General features: G+C 62.0%; 25 protein-coding genes. 15 read left to right on the forward strand and 10 right to left on the reverse strand.

All coding sequences use genetic code 11. The features are described from left to right. Positions 1-63 precede the first annotated feature (63 nt). Positions 64-660, forward strand: coding sequence for a glutathione S-transferase family protein (locus tag ACI3GR_RS09970; protein ID WP_407494146.1), 597 nt, complete (start codon positions 64-66; stop codon positions 658-660). On the opposite strand, the gene ACI3GR_RS09975 is transcribed toward ACI3GR_RS09970, so the two are convergent. Next, on the reverse strand, positions 624-1,799 hold the full coding sequence (locus tag ACI3GR_RS09975; protein ID WP_407494149.1) for a TIGR03862 family flavoprotein: 1,176 nt from the start codon (positions 1,797-1,799) through the stop codon (positions 624-626). The genes ACI3GR_RS09970 and ACI3GR_RS09975 overlap by 37 nt on opposite strands. 66 nt (positions 1,800-1,865) lie before the next feature. On the opposite strand from ACI3GR_RS09975, the gene ACI3GR_RS09980 reads away from it, so the two are divergent. Then, the gene (locus tag ACI3GR_RS09980) at positions 1,866-2,201 is read left to right on the forward strand and encodes an HNH endonuclease family protein (RefSeq protein ID WP_407494151.1); all 336 of its coding nucleotides are present in this window, start codon (positions 1,866-1,868) and stop codon (positions 2,199-2,201) included. On the opposite strand, the gene ACI3GR_RS09985 is transcribed toward ACI3GR_RS09980, so the two are convergent. Beyond that, positions 2,198-2,806 carry an enoyl-CoA hydratase/isomerase family protein gene (locus ACI3GR_RS09985; protein WP_407494152.1) on the reverse strand — a complete coding sequence of 203 codons (609 nt, stop codon included), beginning with the start codon at positions 2,804-2,806 and terminating at the stop codon, positions 2,198-2,200. The two genes, ACI3GR_RS09980 and ACI3GR_RS09985, sit on opposite strands and share 4 nt — an antisense overlap. Next, a complete protein-coding gene (locus ACI3GR_RS09990; protein WP_407494153.1) occupies positions 2,803-3,558 on the reverse strand; it encodes an SDR family oxidoreductase in 756 nt (251 codons plus the stop codon). The genes ACI3GR_RS09985 and ACI3GR_RS09990 overlap by 4 nt, the downstream gene beginning before the upstream one ends. Before the next feature lie 132 nt (positions 3,559-3,690). Here ACI3GR_RS09990 and ACI3GR_RS09995 point away from each other — a divergent pair, with 132 nt between their 5' ends. The 8 genes from ACI3GR_RS09995 to ACI3GR_RS10030 all read left to right on the forward strand — a co-directional run bounded on the left by ACI3GR_RS09995 (position 3,691) and on the right by ACI3GR_RS10030 (position 11,576). Next, entirely contained in the window at positions 3,691-5,256 is a 1,566-nt protein-coding gene (locus ACI3GR_RS09995) for a hypothetical protein (protein WP_407494155.1), read from the forward strand. Positions 5,257-5,371: 115 nt separating this feature from the next. Then, a complete protein-coding gene (locus tag ACI3GR_RS10000) occupies positions 5,372-6,718 on the forward strand; it encodes a TldD/PmbA family protein (RefSeq protein WP_407494156.1) in 1,347 nt (448 codons plus the stop codon). Next, a complete protein-coding gene (locus tag ACI3GR_RS10005) occupies positions 6,705-7,490 on the forward strand; it encodes a 3'(2'),5'-bisphosphate nucleotidase CysQ (protein WP_407494159.1) in 786 nt (261 codons plus the stop codon). Before ACI3GR_RS10000 ends, ACI3GR_RS10005 begins: the two co-directional genes overlap by 14 nt. Positions 7,491-7,598: 108 nt before the next feature. Then, the gene (locus tag ACI3GR_RS10010) at positions 7,599-7,844 is read left to right on the forward strand and encodes a DUF4170 domain-containing protein (protein WP_407494161.1); all 246 of its coding nucleotides are present in this window, start codon (positions 7,599-7,601) and stop codon (positions 7,842-7,844) included. A 3-nt stretch (positions 7,845-7,847) separates the two neighbouring features. Beyond that, the gene (locus ACI3GR_RS10015; protein WP_407494163.1) at positions 7,848-9,059 is read left to right on the forward strand and encodes a 3-deoxy-D-manno-octulosonic acid transferase; all 1,212 of its coding nucleotides are present in this window, start codon (positions 7,848-7,850) and stop codon (positions 9,057-9,059) included. Further along, positions 9,046-10,053 carry a tetraacyldisaccharide 4'-kinase gene (gene lpxK, locus ACI3GR_RS10020; protein ID WP_407494164.1) on the forward strand — a complete coding sequence of 336 codons (1,008 nt, stop codon included), beginning with the start codon at positions 9,046-9,048 and terminating at the stop codon, positions 10,051-10,053. Before ACI3GR_RS10015 ends, lpxK begins: the two co-directional genes overlap by 14 nt. Then, a complete protein-coding gene (locus ACI3GR_RS10025) occupies positions 10,050-10,916 on the forward strand; it encodes an SDR family oxidoreductase (RefSeq protein ID WP_407494166.1) in 867 nt (288 codons plus the stop codon). Before lpxK ends, ACI3GR_RS10025 begins: the two co-directional genes overlap by 4 nt. Positions 10,917-10,952: 36 nt before the next feature. After that, a complete protein-coding gene (locus tag ACI3GR_RS10030) occupies positions 10,953-11,576 on the forward strand; it encodes an exopolysaccharide biosynthesis protein (RefSeq protein WP_407494167.1) in 624 nt (207 codons plus the stop codon). Positions 11,577-11,581: 5 nt separating this feature from the next. Here the strand turns inward: ACI3GR_RS10030 and rnhA are convergent, their stop codons facing one another. The 6 genes from rnhA to ACI3GR_RS10060 are packed head-to-tail and all read right to left on the reverse strand — an operon-like array spanning position 11,582 to position 15,313. Beyond that, complete coding sequence (gene rnhA / locus ACI3GR_RS10035; RefSeq protein ID WP_407494169.1) at positions 11,582-12,031, reverse strand: ribonuclease HI; 450 nt, start codon at positions 12,029-12,031, stop codon at positions 11,582-11,584. 3 nt (positions 12,032-12,034) lie between these two features. Further along, on the reverse strand, positions 12,035-12,634 hold the full coding sequence (locus tag ACI3GR_RS10040; RefSeq protein WP_407494172.1) for a class I SAM-dependent DNA methyltransferase: 600 nt from the start codon (positions 12,632-12,634) through the stop codon (positions 12,035-12,037). After that, entirely contained in the window at positions 12,631-13,242 is a 612-nt protein-coding gene (locus tag ACI3GR_RS10045; RefSeq protein ID WP_407494173.1) for a LysE family translocator, read from the reverse strand. Before ACI3GR_RS10045 ends, ACI3GR_RS10040 begins: the two co-directional genes overlap by 4 nt. Before the next feature lie 13 nt (positions 13,243-13,255). Then, complete coding sequence (locus ACI3GR_RS10050) at positions 13,256-13,717, reverse strand: DUF3429 domain-containing protein (protein WP_407494174.1); 462 nt, start codon at positions 13,715-13,717, stop codon at positions 13,256-13,258. Continuing rightward, on the reverse strand, positions 13,714-14,664 hold the full coding sequence (gene ispH / locus ACI3GR_RS10055; RefSeq protein ID WP_407494175.1) for a 4-hydroxy-3-methylbut-2-enyl diphosphate reductase: 951 nt from the start codon (positions 14,662-14,664) through the stop codon (positions 13,714-13,716). Before ispH ends, ACI3GR_RS10050 begins: the two co-directional genes overlap by 4 nt. Positions 14,665-14,716: 52 nt before the next feature. Continuing rightward, the gene (locus ACI3GR_RS10060; protein WP_407494177.1) at positions 14,717-15,313 is read right to left on the reverse strand and encodes a TetR/AcrR family transcriptional regulator; all 597 of its coding nucleotides are present in this window, start codon (positions 15,311-15,313) and stop codon (positions 14,717-14,719) included. An 87-nt stretch (positions 15,314-15,400) separates the two neighbouring features. Between ACI3GR_RS10060 and ACI3GR_RS10065 the strand changes: the two genes are divergently transcribed. Continuing rightward, positions 15,401-15,916 carry an anthrone oxygenase family protein gene (locus ACI3GR_RS10065; protein WP_407494178.1) on the forward strand — a complete coding sequence of 172 codons (516 nt, stop codon included), beginning with the start codon at positions 15,401-15,403 and terminating at the stop codon, positions 15,914-15,916. A gap of 72 nt (positions 15,917-15,988) precedes the next feature. On the opposite strand, the gene ACI3GR_RS10070 is transcribed toward ACI3GR_RS10065, so the two are convergent. After that, positions 15,989-16,561: a LabA-like NYN domain-containing protein gene (locus ACI3GR_RS10070; protein ID WP_407494180.1), complete on the reverse strand. Its 573-nt coding sequence runs from the start codon at positions 16,559-16,561 to the stop codon at positions 15,989-15,991. A 143-nt stretch (positions 16,562-16,704) separates the two neighbouring features. Here ACI3GR_RS10070 and folK point away from each other — a divergent pair, with 143 nt between their 5' ends. The 4 genes from folK to ACI3GR_RS10090 are packed head-to-tail and all read left to right on the forward strand — an operon-like array spanning position 16,705 to position 20,570. After that, a complete protein-coding gene (gene folK, locus ACI3GR_RS10075) occupies positions 16,705-17,283 on the forward strand; it encodes a 2-amino-4-hydroxy-6-hydroxymethyldihydropteridine diphosphokinase (protein WP_407494181.1) in 579 nt (192 codons plus the stop codon). 51 nt (positions 17,284-17,334) lie between these two features. Continuing rightward, positions 17,335-17,694 carry a DNA-directed RNA polymerase subunit omega gene (gene rpoZ / locus ACI3GR_RS10080; RefSeq protein ID WP_407494184.1) on the forward strand — a complete coding sequence of 120 codons (360 nt, stop codon included), beginning with the start codon at positions 17,335-17,337 and terminating at the stop codon, positions 17,692-17,694. 25 nt (positions 17,695-17,719) lie between these two features. Next, positions 17,720-19,900, forward strand: coding sequence for a RelA/SpoT family protein (locus ACI3GR_RS10085; RefSeq protein ID WP_407494186.1), 2,181 nt, complete (start codon positions 17,720-17,722; stop codon positions 19,898-19,900). Next, complete coding sequence (locus ACI3GR_RS10090; RefSeq protein ID WP_407494188.1) at positions 19,878-20,570, forward strand: DUF2062 domain-containing protein; 693 nt, start codon at positions 19,878-19,880, stop codon at positions 20,568-20,570. Before ACI3GR_RS10085 ends, ACI3GR_RS10090 begins: the two co-directional genes overlap by 23 nt.

Consider the following 20,570-nt stretch of genomic DNA (forward strand, 5'->3'; position numbering starts at 1 on the left):
AGCGGCGCTGCTGGACGCGGCTGCGGGGATCGTGTCCACTCCCTCTCAAAGGGAGGATTCACCATGTATACTGTCATCGGTTCGGCCAATAACCGTACTTTTCGCGTCATCTGGATGTTGGAGGAGCTTGGCCAAAGCTACGACCGCATCCGCGCCAAGCAACACACCCCCGAGGTGAAAGAGCATTCGCCCCTCGGCAAGTTGCCGGTTCTGCTGGACGATGGTGAGGCGATTACCGACAGCGCGGCGATCCTGACCTATCTGGCGGACAAGCACGGCGCGATGACCGCGCCTGCGGGCACGATCGCGCGGGCCAAGCAGGATGCGCTGACCTTCCAAATCCTCGATGACCTAGAGGCGATCATCTGGGCCGCCACCCGCCACGGGTTCATTCTGCCCGAAGACAAGCGGGTCGAAGGGGTCAAAGACACGGCGAAATGGGAATGGGCGCGGAACCTGAAGGGCATCGAAGAACGGTTCCAAGGGCCGTTCCTGATGGGCGATCAGATGAGCGTGCCGGACATCCTGCTGACCCATACTTTGGGCTGGGGTTTTGGTGCCAAGTTCCCGATCGAAAGCGATAAGCTGATGGCCTACGGCAAGGATATGCGTGGCCGGGACGCTTACAAACGCGCGGTCGCGTCCGAACAAGAGGCATAAGCCGCCGCCGCGCGCCCTGCGTGCAGGCCGGTGGCCAGACAGGCGGTCAGAAGATAGCCGCCTGTCGGGGCTTCCCAATCCAACATCTCTCCGGCGGCGAAGGTGCCGGGACGGTCGCGCAGCATCAGCGTGTCGTCCAGATCGTCGAACCTTAGCCCCCCGGCGGTGGAAATCGCGTGCGTCATGTCCATCGCGCCTTGGTGGCGGATGGGCAGCGCCTTGAGCAGCGGGGCGATATCGTCGGGCAGGGGGCGGCCGAATTCCATCAGCAGCGCCCGTTTGGCGGGGTCGAGTTTGATCGACCGACGCAAGTGGGACGCAAGGCTGTCGCCGCGACGGCGGCGGGCCAGCTTGTCCCGCAAACGGTCCAGCGGGATATCCGGAACAAGGTCGATCGTCAGCGGGGCGCCATCGCGCAGCAGGTGCGACAGGGTGTAGATGCCCGCGCCTTCTAGGCCCCGGCGCGTGATGGTGATTTCGCCCCGGGTCGTGTCGTCGCCGGTGGTCAGGGCGATGGATTTCAACGGCTGCCCGAATTGGCTTGCCATGTGATCCGACCAAGCAACGCGCAGGCCGACATTGGCGGGGCGGAAGGGCGCGATGTCGAAATGCGTGGCCCATGCACCGTCGGATCCAAGGCGCGGCCAGCTTGCCCCGCCGCAGGCCAGAACGGAGACATCCGGTGAAAGGTTTTGCGGGCCATCGGTCGTGTCAAACATCACGCTCGCGTCGTCCCATCCGGTCCAGCGCCAGCGCGTGCGCAGATCGACATCCTTGTCGCGCAGCCGGGTGAGCCACGCGCGCAGAAGCGGGGACGCCTTCATCGCCTTGGGAAAGACCCGGCCCGTGGTGCCGGTGAACAGGTCTTGGCCGAGATCGGTGGCCCAGCTTTTCACAGCGTCCGGGCCAAAGGCCGTCAGTGCAGGGGTCAGATTGGGCGTCGCGTCGCGGTAGGCGTTCAGGAAAATGTCGGGCGCTTCGTCCTTGGTCAGGTTCAGGCCCGATTTGCCCGCCATCAGGAACTTGCGTCCAAGGCTTGGCTTGGCCTCGGTCACGATGACGCTCAGGCCCGCATCGGCCATCGCCTCTGCCGCCATCAGACCCGCCGGGCCGCCGCCTATGACCAGACCTGTTGCCATGCATCGGGTTGTGCGCGTGTGGCGCGTGAAAGACAAGGGCGGGAACCAGAGGGCGCGGTGGCGATGATGTCTGGCAGTGGAAACTGGCGCGCCTATATCACCGGGATGAGCGACGATCCGATCTGTCCCCTGTGCCTGCGCCCGATACCGCCAGATGCGCGGTCATCCCTGCACCATCTGGTGCCCAAGCTAAGGGGCGGGAAGCACGGGCCGACCGTGCGGGTGCATCAGATTTGTCACAACGAAATCCACGCCACGCTGACCGAGGCCGAGCTGGCCCGTGACTTTGACACGCCCGAAAAGTTACGCGCGCATCCAAGGTTGGCGAAATTCGCGGCTTGGGTGGCAAAGCGGCCGCCCGGGTTTCATTCGAAAACACCCGGACGACGGCGCAAGCGTTAGCTGCACATGCCTTTGATGCCTGCCGCGATCTCTAGCTTGGCGGCCAGAGTGTCGGTGCAGATGTCACGCGCGGTGTCGATCAGCGCCTCCGGCTCTACGATGCGGTCGATCAATCCATAGGTCAGCGCGTCGTCTGCGGTGATCTTTTGACCGCCCATCAGGATCAGCTTGGTCCGGGCAGGGCCGATCAGGGCGGACATGCGGCCGGGATCCGACGGTTGCGGCAGGAACCCCAATTTCATCACCGGGTAGAAGAACTTGGCCCCCGGCGTGGCGATGCGGATGTCGCAAGCAAGCGCCATGCCCATCGCGCCGCCTGCCAAGGTGCCGTTCAGCGCGGCAATCGACAGACCCGGCAGCGCGGCCACGGCAGATGACAGACGTTCCCACAAAGGCGACGTCGCCAGACCGGCCCGCGCTTCTTCCAGATCGGCCCCGGCAGAGAAGACCTTGCCCGTGCCGGTCAGGATCACGGCGCGGGCCGACTGGGCTGACTCGAACGTCTCGGCCAGCTCTTCCAGCATCGCGCCGGTAAGGGAGTTTGCCTTATCGGGCCGGTTGATCGTGACGGTCCAGAGATCGCCGTCTTTGCTGACTTCGATCATGCGATCAGCCCGACGCTGCGGCGGATGCCTTCGTCACGAAGCGAGATTTCTTCGCCAAGGTGCGTATCGGCTTGGTCACCGCACATCCACAGCAGGCATTTCGCAGGCCATTCGGGCGGGATGTGATCTTCCCACTCCAATTCGCTGACGGGGTTCACGCCGCTGGCCTTGATGTCGCGCTGCATCTGCGTGGCGACGGTGCCGGGGGACAGGCCCATGATGCGCAGGCCTTTGTCGGCGTTTTCCAGATGCGCCGCGCGGGTCAGCATCGCCGCCCCGGCCTTGGAGGTGCAATACGCGCTCCAGCCTTCCAGGGGCGCATGGGCCGCGCCCGAGGACACGGTGATGATCGTCCCGCCGCCCTGCGCGGCCATCACGGGGATCGCGGCACGCATGCCGTTGAAAACGCCTTTGATGTTGACGTCGATCACCTGCCCCCATTCATCGGGGTCAGCGTCTGCCAAATGGGTTATCGGTTGCAGGACGCCCGCGTTGCCGATCAGGATATCGATCCGGCCAAAGGCTTCGATTGCGGCGTTCACCGCGGCTTCGACTTCCCAATAGCGGGCGATGTCGCAGGGCACCGCAACGGCGTCGTGGCCGATCTCTCCGGCCAGTTCCGCGATGCGGTCGCGCGACCGGGCGACAAGCACCATCTTGGCCCCTGCGGCTGCGAATTCTCGTGCGGCGGCTTCGCCTATGCCGCGGCTTGCGCCTGTGATCAGCGCGACTTTCCCTGTCAGATCGGTCATGTGTGGCCCTTTCGACTCGTTTATCGTTGGTAAACACCCCCATACACTCACGTAAAGGTCACGATGACTTGACTGACGGGGATGAACCCCTGATTCTGCCCAAAACACCAAGAAGCGGGAGGCCGTCGTCAGATGGGTCATCATATTCGCCACATTACGTCTACGATTGCACTGGGTCTGGTAACGGCACTTCCTTCCTCCGCGACGGCGGATGTGACCCCTGCGGACGTCTGGGCGCAATGGGCCGGGTATCTGTCGTCCTTCGGCTATACCGTCGAGGTCGAGCCCGAAACCGACGGCACCGACATACGCTTTCCTAAATTTGAGATGACCATGTTCATCCCCTCTGATCCTGATCGCGGGATCGTTGGGGGAACCGTCGTCATCGGGATGGGAGAGTTGGCGCTGATCGACCAAGGTGACGGCACCGTGTCGATTGAAATGCCCGTGGCGTCGCCGATCACCGTGCGCGGTGATGGTGCCGGGGACGAAGACTTTACCGCGACGATGAACCTGATGATGGAGGGGCACCGCACCATCGCCTCGGGTCAGCCGGGTGACATTACATACGATTACATCGCCGACCGGATCGCCATTTCGCTGGAAGAGGTGACATCCGCGCAGGGGGATTTCCCTGTGCCGGGCACCGTGTCTTTCAGCATGGAGGGCGCATCGGGCCAGACGTCGATTGCGATGACCGATGGCACCTCTCGGGTCGATCAGACGATGCAGGTGGCGCGGCTGACCTATGACGTCGAACTGACTGAGATCGACGGAGATGTGGAAAATCGGCTGATGTGGTCCGGTGAGATGACCGACCTGACGACCACGTCGATGGGTGTCGTGCCGCCAGAGGTGAACCCGCTAGCCATCGATGTGGCCCTGCGCAACGGATATACCGTGAATGCCGATGCCGAATTCGGCGGCGGGTCAGGTGAGTTCTATTTCGCCGATGAACGGGCCGAGGCGCGGGTTCAGACCTCTAGCGGCGGCGGCACTTATCATCTGGGGATGTCCGATGAAGGGCTGTCCTACGATCTGATGTCGCGCGACCTGAACCTGTCGGTGGCGGGCAATCAAATCCCCTTCCCGGTGAATACATCGGCCGCGGCGCTGGGGCTTGGTATCAGCTTGCCCGTCATCGCCGGGGCAGAAGAACAGCCCTTTGCCGCCAGCGTGACGATCACCGATCTGGCCGTGCCGGAACCCCTGTGGATGATGGCAGATCCGACGAATGCGCTGCCACATGATCCGATCACGATCGAGACGTCGTTTACCGGCACCACCCGGCTGTTCGTCGACCTGATGAACGAACGGGCGATGTCCCAGTTGGATCGTACCGGTGGTGCACCCGGAGAATTGACCAGCCTTGTGCTGGAACAGCTGCGCCTGCGGGCCGCCGGTGCGCTGGTCGAAGCAACGGCGGATTTCGATATCGACAACACCAAGGTGTTCCCGCTGAACCCGTCCTTGCCCGCCTTCGACGGCGTGGCTGATATCCGCATGGATGGTGTCACGACACTGTTGGGTAAGCTGGGGCAAATGGGTCTAATCCCGATGCAGCAGGTCATGATCGGCTCTGGCATGATCCAGCAGCTGGGTCGGCAGGGTCCGGGGGCGGACGAATATTCCGCCACGATCGAGGTGACGCCGCAGGGTGCGCTTAGCGTCAACGGGATGCCGCTGCCGCTGCAGTAACTTCGCCTGAAAGATTGGCCCCGTGGGGGCTTCTGGTCGGTCAAATGGCCGGGCAGACCTTGTGTCAGCGCGGTTTCGCGTCTACCTCCTTTGGTGTTGCGACGGGGACTTATTGATGATGCATGACCTTGAAGATCTGACCGCCCAATTCCTGAAAGCCGCCAAGGACGCTGGTGCAGACGCTGCCGATGCGATGGCGCGGGACGGGTCTTCGACATCGATCGGGGTCCGGGCCGGCAAGCTGGAAGAGGCGGAGCGGTCCGAGGGCGTCGAGATCGGGTTGCGCGTCATTCTGGGGCAGCGTCAGGCCTGTGTTTCGACCTCTGACCTGCGGGCCGAGGCGATGCAGCAGATGGCCGAACGCGCCGTTGCCATGGCACGCGAGGCGCCCGAGGACCCCTACATCGGTCTGGCAGATGCAGATCAGATCGGTATTGGTTGCGATTTGGCCACGCTGGACATGGAAGACGACGCAGGAGAGCCGTCGCCGGATGACCTGAAAGACGACGCCCTGCGGGCCGAGGCCGCGGCACTGGCCGTTCAGGGCGTCAGTCAGGTTCAGGGTGCGGGGGCGGCTTATGGCCAATCGCGCGTATACCTAGCGGCCACCAATGGATTTGCGGGCGGGTATGCGCGCAGCCACCGTCAGACCTATTGCACCGCCATCGCGGGGACCGGCACCGGGATGGAGCGGGACAGCGACGGCGATATGCGGCTGCATCAATCGGACCTGCGCAGCCCTGAAGAGATCGGGCAAAAGGCCGGGGAACGTGCGGCGGCCCGCCTGAACCCGGTGCAGCCCAAAACCGGGCGGTATCCGGTGCTGTACGACCAACGGATCAGCGGTGGTTTGATTGGCCACCTGCTGGGGGCCGTGAACGGATCGGCCATTGCGCGCGGCGCGTCCTTCATGCGCGACAAGCTGGGGCAGCAGGTTCTGCCCGCTGGTCTGTCGGTGATCGAAGATCCCCATCGCCCTCGGGTGACCGGATCGCGTCCCTTTGACGGCGAAGGTTTGCCTACGCGTCGCCGCGCCATCGTTGAGGACGGGGTTCTGACCGGCTGGACGCTGGATCTGGCGACCGCGCGGAAACTGGGCATGACGTCGACCGGAAACGCGGCGCGGGGCATGACCTCTCCTCCATCGCCGTCGAACTGGAATATTGCGCTGACGCAGGGGTCTGCCAGCCGCGAAGACCTGATCGCGCAGATGGGTACCGGATTTCTGGTGACGTCGCTGATCGGGGCGACGATCAACCCCAACACGGGCGATTATTCACGCGGGGCGTCAGGGTTCTGGATTGAGAACGGCCAGATCTCTCATCCCGTCAGCGAAGGCACGATCGCGGGCAACCTGATCGATATGCTGGCCCGGATCATTCCGGCCAATGATGCCCGTGCGCACTTAAGCCATGTCGTCCCGTCGATCCTGATCGAGGATATGTCTATTGCCGGACAGTGATCTGGCCCTTCTGACACGTGCGGCCCGGGACGCGGGCAAGATCGCGCTGGGGTTCTCCGGCGAGACGGCCAAAAGATGGGACAAACCCGGCGATCAGGGCCCCGTGACCGAGGCCGATCTGGCGGTGAACGACACGCTGGGGCGTCTGCTGCGCCATGAACGCCCAAGCTATGGCTGGCTAAGCGAGGAAAGCGCCGACACCGGTGACCGGCTGGGCCGAGAGCGCGTTTTCATCATCGACCCCATCGATGGAACGCGCAGCTTTATCCAAGGCAACGACACCTGGGCGCATTCGCTAGCCATTGCAGAGGCCGGTCGCGTCGTGGCGGCCGTGGTTTATTTGCCAATGAAGGATCGGTTGTATGCGGCGGCGGCAGGGCAGGGCGCAACACTGAATGGGAAACCAATCAAGGTGTCTGGCCGCGACAGGGTGGATGGCGCGCGGGTTTTGGCAGCCAAGCCGAATTATGACATGCAGCACTGGCCCGGCGGTGTCCCGCAGGTGTCGCGCCACTATCGCCCGTCACTGGCCTATCGCCTGTCGCTGGTGGCCGAAGGGCGTTTCGACGCCATGCTGACCTTTCGCGATAGCTGGGAATGGGACATCGCCGCAGGTGACCTGATCCTGCGCGAAGCCGGGGCGGTGACGTCGGACAAGCGGGGCGGCGCGCTAATGTTCAACAACCCGCATCCTCAGGTGCCGGGCGTGGTGGCGGCAGGGCCGGGGTTACATGCCGGGCTTTTGACGGCATTGGGCGTCACGCAAGCTTAACCCCTGCCCCCTAAAACTTGACCTTTCACGCCAGAGCCCGCAGGTTGCGGGCCATGGGCCGCCCCCGATATGGCCCTGTAAAATCTGGCCCTGTCCAAGGAGCTTTTCATGGCGCAACGTCTGCATCTGGTTTTCGGCGGAGAACTGGTCGATCCTACAAAGAACGTGTTCAAGAACGTCGACGACATCGACATCGTGGGCATCTTTCCCGATTACGCCAGCGCCTACGACGCGTGGAAGGATATCGCGCAGCGCACGGTCGACAACGCGCATATGCGGTACTACATCGCGCACCTGCACCGCCTGCGTGACGAAGAAGCTGCGGCCTCTTCGACCGAAGAACTGGGGTCCTAAGATTTGCCATCCTCTCGCCGTGCCGTTGCGGCTGACGTGCCGCGGCCTGACCGGCCCGAGGGGTCTTTGATCTGGGCCCATGCGGCCGATCCGGATCAGGTTGTATCACTGTTTCAACTGGCCAAGCGGGCGCAATCCTTGCGGCCCGACGTGAATATGCTGCTGACCCTGCCGCCCTTAGCGGGGTGGCCGGACAGCGTGCCCGACAACGTGATTTTCCAACCGCTGCCCGAGGAATCCTCTGCCGCTGCGCGCGGGTTTATCGAACATTGGAAGCCGCAGGCCTGTGTCTGGCAGACGGGGCACCTTAGGTCGGCGGTGCTGAATGCGGCCCGCGCGGCAGAGGTGCCGATGGTGATGGTCGGGGCGGATGTGTCAGGCTTCGAAGAAAGCCGTCTGCCGTGGCGGCGCCGGTCCGACCGGGCCATCCTGAACAGCTTTCGCGCGATCTATGCCAACACGGCCAATGTGGCCAAGATGCTGATCCGTGCTGGTGTCGATCCCGAGGTGATCGACGTCACGGGCCCATTGCAGGAAGGTGGGCCAGCGTTGCGCTGCAACGAGGCGGACAGGGCAGAGCTGTCGGAATCCCTTGCCATCCGCCCGGTATGGCTGGCCGCGATGGTTCAGCCCGATGAATTCCCCATTGTGATCGAAGCCCACCGTCAGGCCCTGCGCGCCGCGCACCGGATGATGCTGATCCTTGTCCCGCGTCGTCCCGAAGACGGGGCGGCCATGGTGGCGTCGCTGAAGGATCAGGGGTTGCGCTATGTGGTCTGGTCCGAAGGCGGTTTTCCCGAGGAAACGACCCAGATCATTGTGGCGGATACCTATGGCGAAATGGGGATGTGGTATCGCCTGTCGCCGGTCACCTTCATGGGATCGTCGCTGACCGCAGGACATGGCGGTCGCGATCCCTATGAACCCGCGGCGCTTGGGTCGGCCATTGTGTATGGGCCCAACGTCAGCCGCTTTATCCGGTCTTATTCCAAGTTCGCCAAGGCGGGTGCGGCGCGGCTGGTCAAGGACGCGTCTTCCCTGTCGGCGGCGGTGTTGCGATTGAACGCGCCGGACCAGTCGGCCAGCATGGCGCAAGCCGCGTGGGAGGTTGCGACCGAAGGCGCAGAGGTGACGGACAAGGTGCTGCAAACGTTGGAAGACATTCTGGACGAGGCGCTGGTCAAAGGCCGGGCGACTGGCGATGCGCGCGCCTGAGTTCTGGGATAATCCGCCCGATCGGCCGGGCCTGCTGGCGCCTCTGTTGGCGCCCTTGGGGTGGCTCTATGCGGCGGGTACGGCGCGGCGGTTGGCCGCTGGCCCATCCAAGAATGTGGACGTTCCTGTAATCTGCGTAGGCAATCTGAGCGCGGGCGGAACGGGCAAAACGCCGACGGTGATTGCGCTGCAATCCATGTTGGCCGACAGGGGCGTCACGGCGCATGTCGTGTCGCGCGGATACGGTGGGCGGCTGGACGGTCCGGTGCAGGTCGATCCCAAAACCCACGGCGCAGACGATGTCGGGGATGAGCCTTTGTTGCTGTCGGCCTTTGGCCCCGTCTGGGTGGCAAAGGATCGGGCCGCGGGCGCGCAGGCGGCAGTCGGGGCCGGGGCCCAAGCGATCATTTTGGACGATGGGTTTCAGAACCCGGCGGTCGCCAAGGACCTTAGCCTGATCGTCGTCGATGCGCGCAAAGGGTTCGGCAATGGGCGCTGTCTGCCTGCCGGGCCGCTGCGGGAACCGGTGGTGGTCGGACTGGCGCGGGCGGACATGGTCATCTCGATCGGGGACGAGGCGGCACAAAGCGGATTCGTCACGGCCAACCCGGCGCTTGAATTGCCGCATCTGACGGCACGGTTGGAACCCTTGCAGACCGGTATGGACTGGGAGGGCGCGAAGGTTTTGGCCTTCGCGGGTATCGGCCATCCAGAGAAGTTCTTTGCCACGCTGCGCGCCATGGGCGCAAACCTTCTGCACGGAGAGGCGCTAAGTGACCATCAGCCGCTAACCCCGGCGCTGATGGCACGGTTGGAAAGCGATGCATCCAAGCTACATGCGCAGCTGGTGACCACGGAAAAAGACGCGGTGCGGTTACCATTTCAGTTTCGTCAGAAAGTTCTGACAGTTCCGGTGCGGCTGAAATTTGACGACGATACACCGCTGCAGCAGGCGCTGAATGCCCTGCTGCAGGGAAAGGATGAGACGCGATGACAGGTGTTCTGCTGTCCCTCGGGCATGGCTATTCGGCGGCTGAACTGGCCAAGATTTTGATCCCGCAGGGGTGGGTGATCCACGGCACGACCCGGTCTGACGATAAGGCCGACAAGATGCGCGATGCAGGTGTGATCCCGCATGTGTCGCCAGAGACAGCGCCAGAGGAATGGGCGCAGGCAACGCACCTTCTGATCTCGGCCGGGCCGGACGAAGAGGGCGACCCGATGCTGCGGGCCTACGGGCCGTTCATTCAACAGATCGCCCCGCAACTCGACTGGGCAGGGTATCTGTCGACGACCGGCGTTTATGGCGATCACGATGGGGATTGGGTGGATGAAGATACCGCCCTGACCCCATCGACCCGGCGTGGCAAATGGCGCGTCGCAGCCGAGGCCGAATGGCAAGCGATCGACAACCTGCCCCTGCATATCTTTCGGTTGGCAGGTATCTACGGCCCCGGACGCGGGCCGTTTTCCAAGGTGCGGGCCGGGACCGCGCGGCGGATCATCAAGCCGGGACAGGTCTTTTCGCGCATCCATGTCGAAGATATCGCGCAGGTGCTGGCCGCGTCGATCGCGCGGCCCGATCCGGGCGCGGTTTATAACCTTTGCGATAATGACCCCGCGCCGCCCCAAGACGTGATCGGCCATGCAGCGGAATTGCTGGGGCTGCCGCTGCCCCCAGAAGAACCGTTCGAGACGGCGGACATGACGCCTATGGCGCGCAGCTTTTATGCCGAAAGCAAACGGGTCAGGAATGACAAAATCAAGACAGACCTTGGCGTTGAGTTGAAATACCCCACTTACCGGGAGGGGCTGGCAGATTTGCTGGCTCGCGAAGAATCCGAAGCCCAGTCCTGAACCAAAGCCGGTTCCGGGCGTTGCCAAGGTATGACCATGGCCGTAACCACCCCGCCCGACAGCGCCAATAGCAGCGAAATTCGCAGCCTGAACGATATCCTAGATGCCCTGCAGGATGCTGAACGGGGCGATTGCGTCAGCGTGCGCGATATCCTTAATGAAGTCGGTTCGCGCAGTTTTGCCCCGACGATCCTTGTGCCTGCTCTGATCCTCGTATCGCCGCTGTCGGGGATATTTGGTCTGCCCACAATCGGCGCGATCTTCATTTTCCTGATCACGATACAAAAGCTTGCCGGGCGGCGTCACGTCTGGCTGCCAGAGTTCCTGAAACGGCGCGAGGTCAAATCAGACAAGCTAGATCGCGCGATTGGCTGGCTGCGCAAGCCCTGTGCTTGGATCGACGCGCGAACGCATAAGCGGCTGACCTATTTCGTGTCGCGGCCCGCCAATATCGTCACCTTACTGACGATCATCGGGATCACGCTGATCATCCCGTTTCTTGAGGTGCTGCCGATGGTCACCTCGGTCTTTGCCGGGGCGATATCGCTGTTTGCGATTGGGCTTTTGGCGCGGGACGGTCTGTTCACAATGCTGGGCTATGTGCAGGTTGGGCTAAGCCTTGCCCTTGTCGCCTGGCTGGTCAGCATGGGCGTCGGTTAAACCGCTTACTTGAATGGGGCCATTCCGGCGCGCGCCAATTCATCGGCGCGTTCGTTTTCCGGATGACCGGCGTGACCTTTGACCCATTTCCACGTCACCTGATGGCGCGCCTGCGCCTCGTCCAGCCTTTGCCAGAGGTCGGCGTTCTTCACCGGCTTCTTGTTCGAGGTTTTCCAGTTGTTCCGCTTCCAGCCATGGATCCAGCTGGTCACCCCGTTTTTGACATAGGCGCTGTCGGTGACGACGGTGATGTCGGTGGCGCGGCCCAGAACCTCTAGGGCGTTGATCGCGGCCAGCAGTTCCATCCGGTTGTTGGTGGTGTCGGGTTCCCCACCGCTCAGGTCGCGTTCTTTGACCACGGTGTCGCCGTCGCGTGCCTGCAACAGCACACCCCAGCCGCCCGGTCCGGGATTGCCTGAACAGGCCCCATCGGTGAACGCGTAATACTCTGCCACGGGTCAGTCCTTTTTCGTCGCTGTCATCAGGGCCCAGCCAAAGGGGCTGCTGTCCAAACCGATGCTTTTGCCGCGTGGGACGTGATTGTCCACCGCAAATCCGGCTTGGGTCAGGGCCGCGCGCATCTCCTCTACCTCCCAATAGGTGTAGAAGCGGTCAAGGCTGTCACGACCTTCGCCCGGGCCGACCTTGAAGCCGATGTGGATCACGCCGTCAGGCTTTAGCGCCGTGTGCAGCCGGTTCAGATGATCGGGCACTTCTACACGCGGCGCATGAAGCAGCGAGAAGTTTGCCCAGATGCCTTCGTAGTGGTCTGTGCCGTCGATCTGGTCGAACCGCGCCACCCGTGCGTCCAGTCCACGAGACCGGGCCAAGCGGACCATCCCGTCAGAGGCATCGACCGGGTCGACACGATAGCCCGCCGCAGCCATCTGTTCCGAGAAGTGGCCAGGTCCGCACCCAAGGTCGAGGATCAGCGCGTTTTGGGGCAGACGCAGCAAGAACCGCTCCAGCGCCTCAACCTCCCACGGCTCACCACTGCGGCGGCCATAGCGTTCGGCCGCGTCATCGTAGACGGCAATCGTGCGGGCGTCGGCGCTCATGCGCGGTCTAGGGCCAGTCGTCCGGCCAGCGCGGCAAAGATCGCGGCAAAGCTGCGGTTGATCCATCTCATCAGGCGGGCGTTGCCCAGAATGACCTCTCGGGCCTGCGCGGCGAAAAGGCCATAGATGACAAACACGCCGAAGGTCAGTGCCATGAAGGTGCCGCCCATCACCGCCATTTCGGTGCCGACGCTAGCGGGGTCGCCGGACAGGAAGGGTGGCAGCAGGGCCAAGAAAAAGATCGAAAGCTTTGGGTTCAGGACGTTAATCAGCACACCGCGCCACGCGATGCGCCAGCCGTTCGTTTCGCCGGAGTCTTCCTGCACGTTCAACGCGCCGCCAGATTTCAACGCTTGCCACGCCAGCCACAAAAGATAGGCGACACCAGCGAATTTGACGGCCTGAAACAAAACGGCGGATGCATGTAGCGCTGCGGCCAGACCCAGCATTGCGGCAAGCAGGGCGGGTACGATGCCGAAGGTGCACCCAAGCGCCGCCCAAAGCGCGGCCACTCGCCCCCGGCCCAATCCCATGGCCAGCGTGTAGATGACCCCGGTGCCGGGGACCAAGACAACAATCAGGGCGGTTAGCAGGAATTGCAGGGACATGGTCTTACCTCTGTCAGGGTGTCGGCGGGGACATGGTGCCGAGGTAGATGCAAATCAGAACAATGAATTGCAGGCCCGACCGCATTCGACGCCACCACTCTGGGGTCAGGTTGCGGCGGATATAGACGAACTCTAGCAGCCACAGCAGGATGAACCCGGTCATCAGCCAGATCAGGCTGTCGCTGCCTTCGCCGTTGTTGAGAAAGCCCCAAAGTGCCGGGACGACCGACAGCGCATATAACATCGGGTCATCGGATTTCGTGGCAAAGCCCCAGAGGATACCGGACATAAAGGCCAGAATGATGGTGCCATAGCCCAGGATCAGCGCCGCGCCATCTGTGGCCAGTTCGCCAGGCATCAAGGGCACGGTCGAGATGACGCCAAGGCGAAGCAACGCCCCGGCGATAAAGGGGATCAGACCCGCCACACCTAGCGCCAGAGGGGCCAGCGGGATGCCAAGTACCGGACGCATCATGCCGGAACCCTTAGCACGCGGGGGACTTTGAATTCGACCTTTTCCTGCGCGGTTTCAACGACCTCGACCGTGACGTCGAACCGGGCTTTCAGGGCGTCGATCACTTCGTTCACCAGCACTTCGGGGGCAGAGGCCCCGGCAGTGATGCCGATGGACCGGATGCCTTCGATCGCCCGCCAGTCGATGTCGTCCGCGCGCTGCACCAGCTGCGCGTAGGAACAGCCGTTGCGGTCTGCGACCTCGACCAGACGGCGAGAGTTCGACGAGTTCGGCGCGCCGACGACCAGCATTGCGTCGATCTTGCCCGCCATGGCCTTGACCGCTTCTTGGCGGTTGGTCGTGGCATAACAGATGTCTTCCTTGTGTGGGCCGACGATGGCGGGGAACCGGGCCTGAAGGGCCGCAACGATCCCTTTGGTGTCATCAACCGACAGGGTCGTCTGGGTGACAAAAGCCAGTTGGTTCGGATCGCGCACGTTCAGCGTGGCGACGTCGGCTTCGGTTTCGACCAGCAGCACTTCTCCGGCGGGGAGCTGGCCCATGGTGCCGATGGTTTCGGGGTGGCCCGCGTGGCCGATCATGACGATCTGCAGACCGTTATCGTGATGACGCTCGGCCTCGATATGCACCTTGGACACCAGCGGGCAGGTGGCGTCGACATAGATCATTTCGCGGCGCGCGGCCTCGGCCGGGACGGCCTTGGGCACGCCGTGGGCGGAAAAGATCACAGGGCGGTCGTCGGGGCATTCGTCCAGTTCTTCGACAAAGACGGCGCCCTGATCGCGCAGCCCGTCGACCACGAATTTGTTGTGCACGATTTCATGGCGCACATAGACCGGCGCACCCCATTTCTGGATCGCCATTTCGACGATCTTGATGGCACGGTCCACACCGGCGCAGAACCCGCGCGGGGCGGCCAGGTAAAGGGTCAGGGGGGGCTTGGTCATCGCGGCTCTCCTTATGTCCGAGACCTAAGGCCTGTAGGCTCCAAGGTCTAGGTCATGACCGGGTGAATAGCGCAATTGTGCGGCGCAGGGCGGTGTCAGCGCGGCTTTGGACCCAGTCAGAGTCGGGTTGCGCCATCGCGCCGGTGACGCGTCGGATCTGCGTGTCGCCAATCAGAAGCGCGAAATAGGTTTCGATGAATTCGGTCGGGTCAGCCTTGGGCAGGTCGCCCGCCGAGATACCTGAGGTGACAACTTGGGCGATCCAAGGCCCGACAGTCGCGCGGCCGCTGGCAGAAAGGATTTTGCCAAGCTCTCCGCTTGGGTCGGCCGCCGCGGCGCGGTTCAGGGCGACGGCACGGGGGCCTAGCAACATGGTCAAAAGCGCGGGGCCAAGGGCGGCCAGTTTGTCCGGCGCGGACTTGCCCTGCACGCCGTCCAGAACCTGTTGAACCTGGCTTGTGTTGCCTTCGATCAGTTTCGCGAAAAGCCCCTGTTTGTCGCCGTACCATCGGTACAGCGTTTCGTTGGACGCCCTCGCGGCCTTGGCCACGGCCAGCATCGTCAGCCCGGCAAAGCCTTTGTCCTCAAGCACCTGATAGGCCGCGGCTTCAATCTCTTCTGCGCGGCGGGCGCGTTTGTCTTGCTTCATCTTGAAAAACCTCTTGACCAATATCCGTAACTAAGATTACGGATAAGGCAAGGCGTATTTGTGATTACGGAAATTAGGAGAAAGAGTATGGCGAGTATCGCGATGGAACGGTCGATGGGTGTTGGTGTGAAGGCGCCGGCCTTGGTGTCGCTGATCCTGACCGGGGCGATCTTTGGGTTCTTTTACGCGTGGGTCTGTTCGACCATGTGGGGGCTGGATGCGACGGACCCGCGGGTGGCGATTCAAGCAATGCAGGCGATGAATGGCAGTGTCCGAAATGCGGTCTTTGCACCGGCGTTCTTCGGCACCGGGCCAGTCCTTCTGATCACTGCGTTTCTGGCGTGGAAGGCTGGTAATAGCGGCGCAGGCAGTTTGTTCGCGGTGGCGGGCGTGATCTATATCGTTGCGGCGATGATGCTGACCATGATGGTCAACGTCCCGATGAACGAGGCCTTGGCGTTGGTCGATGTGCCAGCGGATGTCGACGCGGCGCAGGCGACCTGGACCGAATATTCGGGCAAGTGGCAGGTGTATAACATCGCGCGGACCGTCGCCTCTGGCTTTAGCCTGATGTCGGTGGGGATCGCGTTCCTGAGGCTGTAGCCAAAGCACCGTTTGAACAAACGAAAAGGGCCAGCGGATGTCGCTGGCCCTTTTGGTGTCTTGTGTCGCGGATCAGTCTTCGCTGGCCGTCTCACGCTCTAACTCCTGCGGAGTTTCGCGCGGGGGGCGGCCGATGACGTCGCGCAGGTCGTCCAACTCGATAAAGTTGTCGGCCTGACGGCGCAGTTCATCGGAAATCATCGGCGGCTGGCTACGGATCGTGGAAACCACCGACACGCGCACGCCCTGACGCTGCAGGCTTTCCACCAGCGGGCGGAAGTCGCCATCGCCAGAAAACAGTACGATGTGATCGACGCGGGGAGCCAGTTCCATGGCATCGACGGTCAGTTCGATGTCCATGTTTCCCTTCACCTTACGGCGGCCCATGCTGTCGGTGTATTCTTTGGCGGGTTTCGTCACCATCGAAAAGCCGTTGTAGTGCAGCCAGTCAACCAGCGGACGGATCGGAGAATATTCGTCATTCTCAAGAATCGCGGTGTAGTAGAAGGCGCGCAGCAACTTGCCCCTGCGCATGAATTCCTGTCGCAGAAGCTTGTAGTCGATGTCGAAATTCAGCGATTTCGCGGCGGCGTACAGATTGGAACCATCAATGAACAACGCCAGTCGTTCGTCCTTGTAGAACATACATAACCTTTCTAAAGACACGCCCAGCACTGAAATACGAAACTTAAAGACAAATAAGGGCTGTAGCAGTGTCTAAAGTTTATTTGCTAACATTTCGCCAAGCAATAAGCACAGACCGATCATAAGTATAGGACGTTGGCTATATGACCTTTGGTAAATTGGTCGCGATCGGCGGAAATCTGTCGCCAGAGGGCGTCACTACCTATGAAAACCTGCAATCTGCCGTGGCGCGGATTGGTGAGCTGATCGGCCCGGTCACGGCGCTGTCGAGCTGGTATTCTACCCCCGCCTTTCCCGCCGGATCGGGGCCCGATTTCCTGAATGCCGCGCTTTGCGTCTACAGTGATCTGCCCGCGGCCGACGTTCTGCCCCTTCTGCACCAGATTGAGGCCGAGCATGGGCGCGTCCGACGGGATCGCTGGGGCCCACGGACCGTCGATCTGGACCTCATTGCCGACGCGGATCATGTGGTCCCGGATGTCGGCACGTGGCGGCATTGGGCCGACCTTAGCATCGACCAGCAGATGCAGGCCGCGCCTGACGGGCTGATCCTGCCGCATCCCAGATTGCAGGACCGCAGCTTTGTTCTGGTGCCGCTGAACGAGATTTGTCCCGACTGGGTGCACCCCGTTCTGGGGCTGACAATCGCGCAGATGCACGCGGATTTGACCGAAAATGACCGGAAATCCGTGGTGAAACTGGCGGATCCTGCTTGTCAATAAGGGATCACGGGCGTATGACACCTCCTCATCCCGACCAATCCGGAGTGCCCTATGGCCCGTGTGACCGTTGAAGACTGTGTTGATAAAGTACCGAACCGCTTTGAGCTTGTGATGCTCGCCGCCCATCGTGCGCGCGAAATCTCGGCTGGCTCTGCCATCACTGTGGATCGTGACAACGACAAGAATCCGGTCGTGTCCCTGCGCGAAATCGCAGAGGAAACCCAGTCGGCTGAAGAACTTCGCGAACGTCTGATCGAGGCCAACCAGAATCAGATCGAGGTGGATGAACCCGAAGAGGACAGCATGGCGCTGCTGATGGGGGCCGAGTCGGCCGACAAACCCGTCGAAGACGACATGAGCGAAGAAAAACTGCTGCGCGCGCTGATGGAGGCGCAAGGCGGTCAGGGCTAATACCCTCGGGGAAAGGTAAAATCGGGTGGATCTGAAGCCTGCCGACGATCTTGTCACGCTGATCCGCGCCTATAACCCCCGGACCAACGAAAAGCTGATTCGCGACGCCTATGATTTCGGGCGCGAGATGCATGAAGGGCAGTTCCGCAAAAGCGGAGAGCCCTATTTCTCGCACCCGATTGAGGTCGCCTGCATTCTAGCGCAGCAGCATCTGGACGACGCCACCATCGTCACCGCGCTGCTGCACGACACCATCGAAGACACCAAGGCGTCCTATCAGATCGTGTCCGACAAATTCGGCGAACAGGTCGCTGAACTGGTCAACGGCGTGACCAAGCTGACCAATCTTCAGCTGAACTCGACCGAGACGAAACAAGCCGAAAACTTCCGCAAGCTGTTCATGGCCATGTCGCGCGACCTGCGCGTGCTGCTGGTCAAGCTGGCCGACCGTCTGCACAACATGCGGACGATCAAATCCATGCGTGCCGAAAAGCAGATGCAGAAGGCACGCGAAACCATGGACATCTTTGCGCCTTTGGCCGGGCGCATGGGTATGCAGTGGATGCGGGAAGAACTGGAAGATCTGGCCTTCAAGGTCATAAATCCCGACGCCCGCAATTCGATCATGCGCCGCTATATCACGCTGGAGCAGGAATCGGGCGACGTGATCCAGCGGATCACCGGCGACATGCGGGCGGAACTGGCCAAGGCCGAGATCGAAGGCAAAGTCCTTGGTCGGGCGAAGCGGCCCTATTCGATCTGGCGCAAGATGGAGGAAAAGGACCAGAGCTTCTCTCGTCTGTCCGACATCTATGGGTTCCGTATCATCACCGGGTCCGAAGATGACTGCTACCGCGTGCTGGGCGTGATCCACCGCCGCTGGCGGTCAATCCCGGGGCGGTTTAAGGACTATATCTCTCAGCCGAAATCGAACGGTTACCGGTCGATCCACACGACGGTGTCTGGCCGCGACGGCAAGCGGGTGGAGGTGCAGATCCGCACCCAGCAAATGAACGAAGTCGCGGAATCGGGCGTTGCGGCGCATTGGTCCTATCGGGACGGTGTTCCTGCGGCGAACCCCTTTGCGGTGGACCCCGCCCGCTGGATCGCATCCCTATCGGAACAGTTCGATAACGAAGAAGACCACGAAGACTTCCTCGAAGCGGTCAAGCTTGAGATGTATTCGGACAAGGTCTTCTGCTTCACCCCCAAGGGCGAAGTGGTCAAGCTGCCCAAGGGCGCGACGCCGATCGACTTTGCCTATGCGATCCACACCCGGATCGGGTCGGCCTGTGTGGGCGCCAAGATCGATGGGATGCGCGTGCCGCTTTGGACGCGGGTGAAAAACGGCCAGTCGGTCGAAATCATCACCGCCGAAGGTCAGGAACCACAGGCGACTTGGCTGGACATCGCCACGACCGGCAAGGCCAAGACCGCGATCCGCCGGGCGCTGCGCATGGTCGACAAGGAACGCTTCATGCGGCTGGGCGCTGAACTGGCGCGCTCGGCCTTTGAACACATCGGCAAGAAGGCCACCGACAAGGCGCTGGATAAGGCCGCGGAAAAGCTGCGGCTGTCCGGGCGCGACGTGCTGCTGGCGCGCCTAGGTTCGGCCGAGTTGAGCGCGACCGAGGTGGTTCAGGTCCTTTACCCCAAATTGGTGCCGGACGACGGTGTCGGCATTGGGCAGGACCGCGCGGTCATCGGCCTGTCGCCGGGGCAAAAATTTGAACGGGCGGGCTGTTGTCAGCCTTTGCCGGGGGAACGGATCGTCGGCATCACCTGGAAGGGGCGCGGTGTCGTTGTGCACGCCATCGATTGCCCGGTATTGGGCGACTACGAGGATCAGCCGGATCGCTGGCTGGACCTGCATTGGCACAGCGGCAAACACGCCGCCGTCAACCCCGTGACACTGTCGATCACCGTCGGCAACGATGCTGGTGCGCTGGGGCGCATTTGCACATTGATCGGGGAACAGAAGGCTAATATCTCGGACATGAATTTCGTCGACAAGAAACCGGATTTTTACAGGATTCTGATCGACATAGATTTGCGCGATGCTGAGCATCTGCACAATGTCACCTCGGCGCTCGAGGCAGAGTCGGACATTGCGGCAGTATCGCGGTATCGAAACCTGTCGGCGGCGCGCGCTCCTGCGGCGCCAGACGGAATGGGAGAGACCGTTGGTCTTCAAACGTCGGGATAGACGTCCGCTCTGGCTGATTGCGTTTGAATTCTTCTGGCCCCGTGGTGGCTGGGGGCGGGCTTTTACCTACGTCAAACACCGTATGCGGCGGTTGCCCGATACGCCGGAAAAGATTGCCCGCGGGATTTTCGCGGGCGTGGTGACGGTTTTCACCCCGTTCTACGGCCTGCATTTTTTCGTCGCCGCCCTGATCGCCTTTATCGTGCGTGGCAACATCCTTGCTGCGCTTCTGGCGACCTTTGTCGGCAATCCGCTGACCTATGTGCCGATCGCGCTGCTGTCGACGCAGATCGGGTTGTTCCTGCTGGGGCGTCATCCTCATGCGGCCGGGGACGAAGATACCTTTGTGCAGAAATTCCTGTTCGCGGCCGAAGACCTCAAGGACAACGTAATCGCGCTTTTCACTGATGTGGATGCGGATTGGACCGCCCTCGGCGTTTTTTATCACGACATTTTCTACCCTTACATGATCGGTGGGATCATTCCGGGTGTGATTTCTGGGCTGGCGGCCTATTACTTGTCCGTACCGCTGATCCGGGCCTATCAGGCGCGGCGTCGCGGGGTTTTGAAAAAGAAACTGGCGGCCATCCGGGCCAAATCCGATGCTGGCAAACCGCCCAAGGCCAAGGCCGCCAGTACCGAGGCAAATGGAACCAAGGGGGACGCGTGA

The sequence above is a fragment of the Pseudooceanicola aestuariicola genome, from assembly GCF_045763785.1.
In the GTDB taxonomy this organism is placed as follows: domain Bacteria; phylum Pseudomonadota; class Alphaproteobacteria; order Rhodobacterales; family Rhodobacteraceae; genus Pseudooceanicola.

Excerpts from the sequence above, each read along its gene's own strand:
- ACI3GR_RS10010 (WP_407494161.1), top strand. The coding sequence starts at position 7,599 with ATGGCGCAACGTCTGCATCTGGTTTTCGGCGGAGAACTGGTCGATCCT.
- ACI3GR_RS10065 (WP_407494178.1), top strand. The coding sequence starts at position 15,401 with ATGGCGAGTATCGCGATGGAACGGTCGATGGGTGTTGGTGTGAAGGCG.
- ACI3GR_RS09980 (WP_407494151.1), top strand. The coding sequence starts at position 1,866 with ATGTCTGGCAGTGGAAACTGGCGCGCCTATATCACCGGGATGAGCGAC.
- ACI3GR_RS09975 (WP_407494149.1), bottom strand. The coding sequence starts at position 1,799 with ATGGCAACAGGTCTGGTCATAGGCGGCGGCCCGGCGGGTCTGATGGCG.
- ACI3GR_RS10040 (WP_407494172.1), bottom strand. The coding sequence starts at position 12,634 with ATGAGCGCCGACGCCCGCACGATTGCCGTCTACGATGACGCGGCCGAA.
- folK (WP_407494181.1), top strand. The coding sequence starts at position 16,705 with ATGACCTTTGGTAAATTGGTCGCGATCGGCGGAAATCTGTCGCCAGAG.
- ACI3GR_RS10025 (WP_407494166.1), top strand. The coding sequence starts at position 10,050 with ATGACAGGTGTTCTGCTGTCCCTCGGGCATGGCTATTCGGCGGCTGAA.
- lpxK (WP_407494164.1), top strand. The coding sequence starts at position 9,046 with ATGCGCGCGCCTGAGTTCTGGGATAATCCGCCCGATCGGCCGGGCCTG.
- ACI3GR_RS10030 (WP_407494167.1), top strand. The coding sequence starts at position 10,953 with ATGGCCGTAACCACCCCGCCCGACAGCGCCAATAGCAGCGAAATTCGC.
- ACI3GR_RS10045 (WP_407494173.1), bottom strand. The coding sequence starts at position 13,242 with ATGTCCCTGCAATTCCTGCTAACCGCCCTGATTGTTGTCTTGGTCCCC.
- ACI3GR_RS09995 (WP_407494155.1), top strand. The coding sequence starts at position 3,691 with ATGGGTCATCATATTCGCCACATTACGTCTACGATTGCACTGGGTCTG.
- rpoZ (WP_407494184.1), top strand. The coding sequence starts at position 17,335 with ATGGCCCGTGTGACCGTTGAAGACTGTGTTGATAAAGTACCGAACCGC.
- ACI3GR_RS09985 (WP_407494152.1), bottom strand. The coding sequence starts at position 2,806 with ATGATCGAAGTCAGCAAAGACGGCGATCTCTGGACCGTCACGATCAAC.
- ACI3GR_RS09970 (WP_407494146.1), top strand. The coding sequence starts at position 64 with ATGTATACTGTCATCGGTTCGGCCAATAACCGTACTTTTCGCGTCATC.
- ACI3GR_RS09990 (WP_407494153.1), bottom strand. The coding sequence starts at position 3,558 with ATGACCGATCTGACAGGGAAAGTCGCGCTGATCACAGGCGCAAGCCGC.
- ACI3GR_RS10060 (WP_407494177.1), bottom strand. The coding sequence starts at position 15,313 with ATGAAGCAAGACAAACGCGCCCGCCGCGCAGAAGAGATTGAAGCCGCG.
- ACI3GR_RS10070 (WP_407494180.1), bottom strand. The coding sequence starts at position 16,561 with ATGTTCTACAAGGACGAACGACTGGCGTTGTTCATTGATGGTTCCAAT.
- ACI3GR_RS10000 (WP_407494156.1), top strand. The coding sequence starts at position 5,372 with ATGATGCATGACCTTGAAGATCTGACCGCCCAATTCCTGAAAGCCGCC.
- ACI3GR_RS10050 (WP_407494174.1), bottom strand. The coding sequence starts at position 13,717 with ATGATGCGTCCGGTACTTGGCATCCCGCTGGCCCCTCTGGCGCTAGGT.
- ispH (WP_407494175.1), bottom strand. The coding sequence starts at position 14,664 with ATGACCAAGCCCCCCCTGACCCTTTACCTGGCCGCCCCGCGCGGGTTC.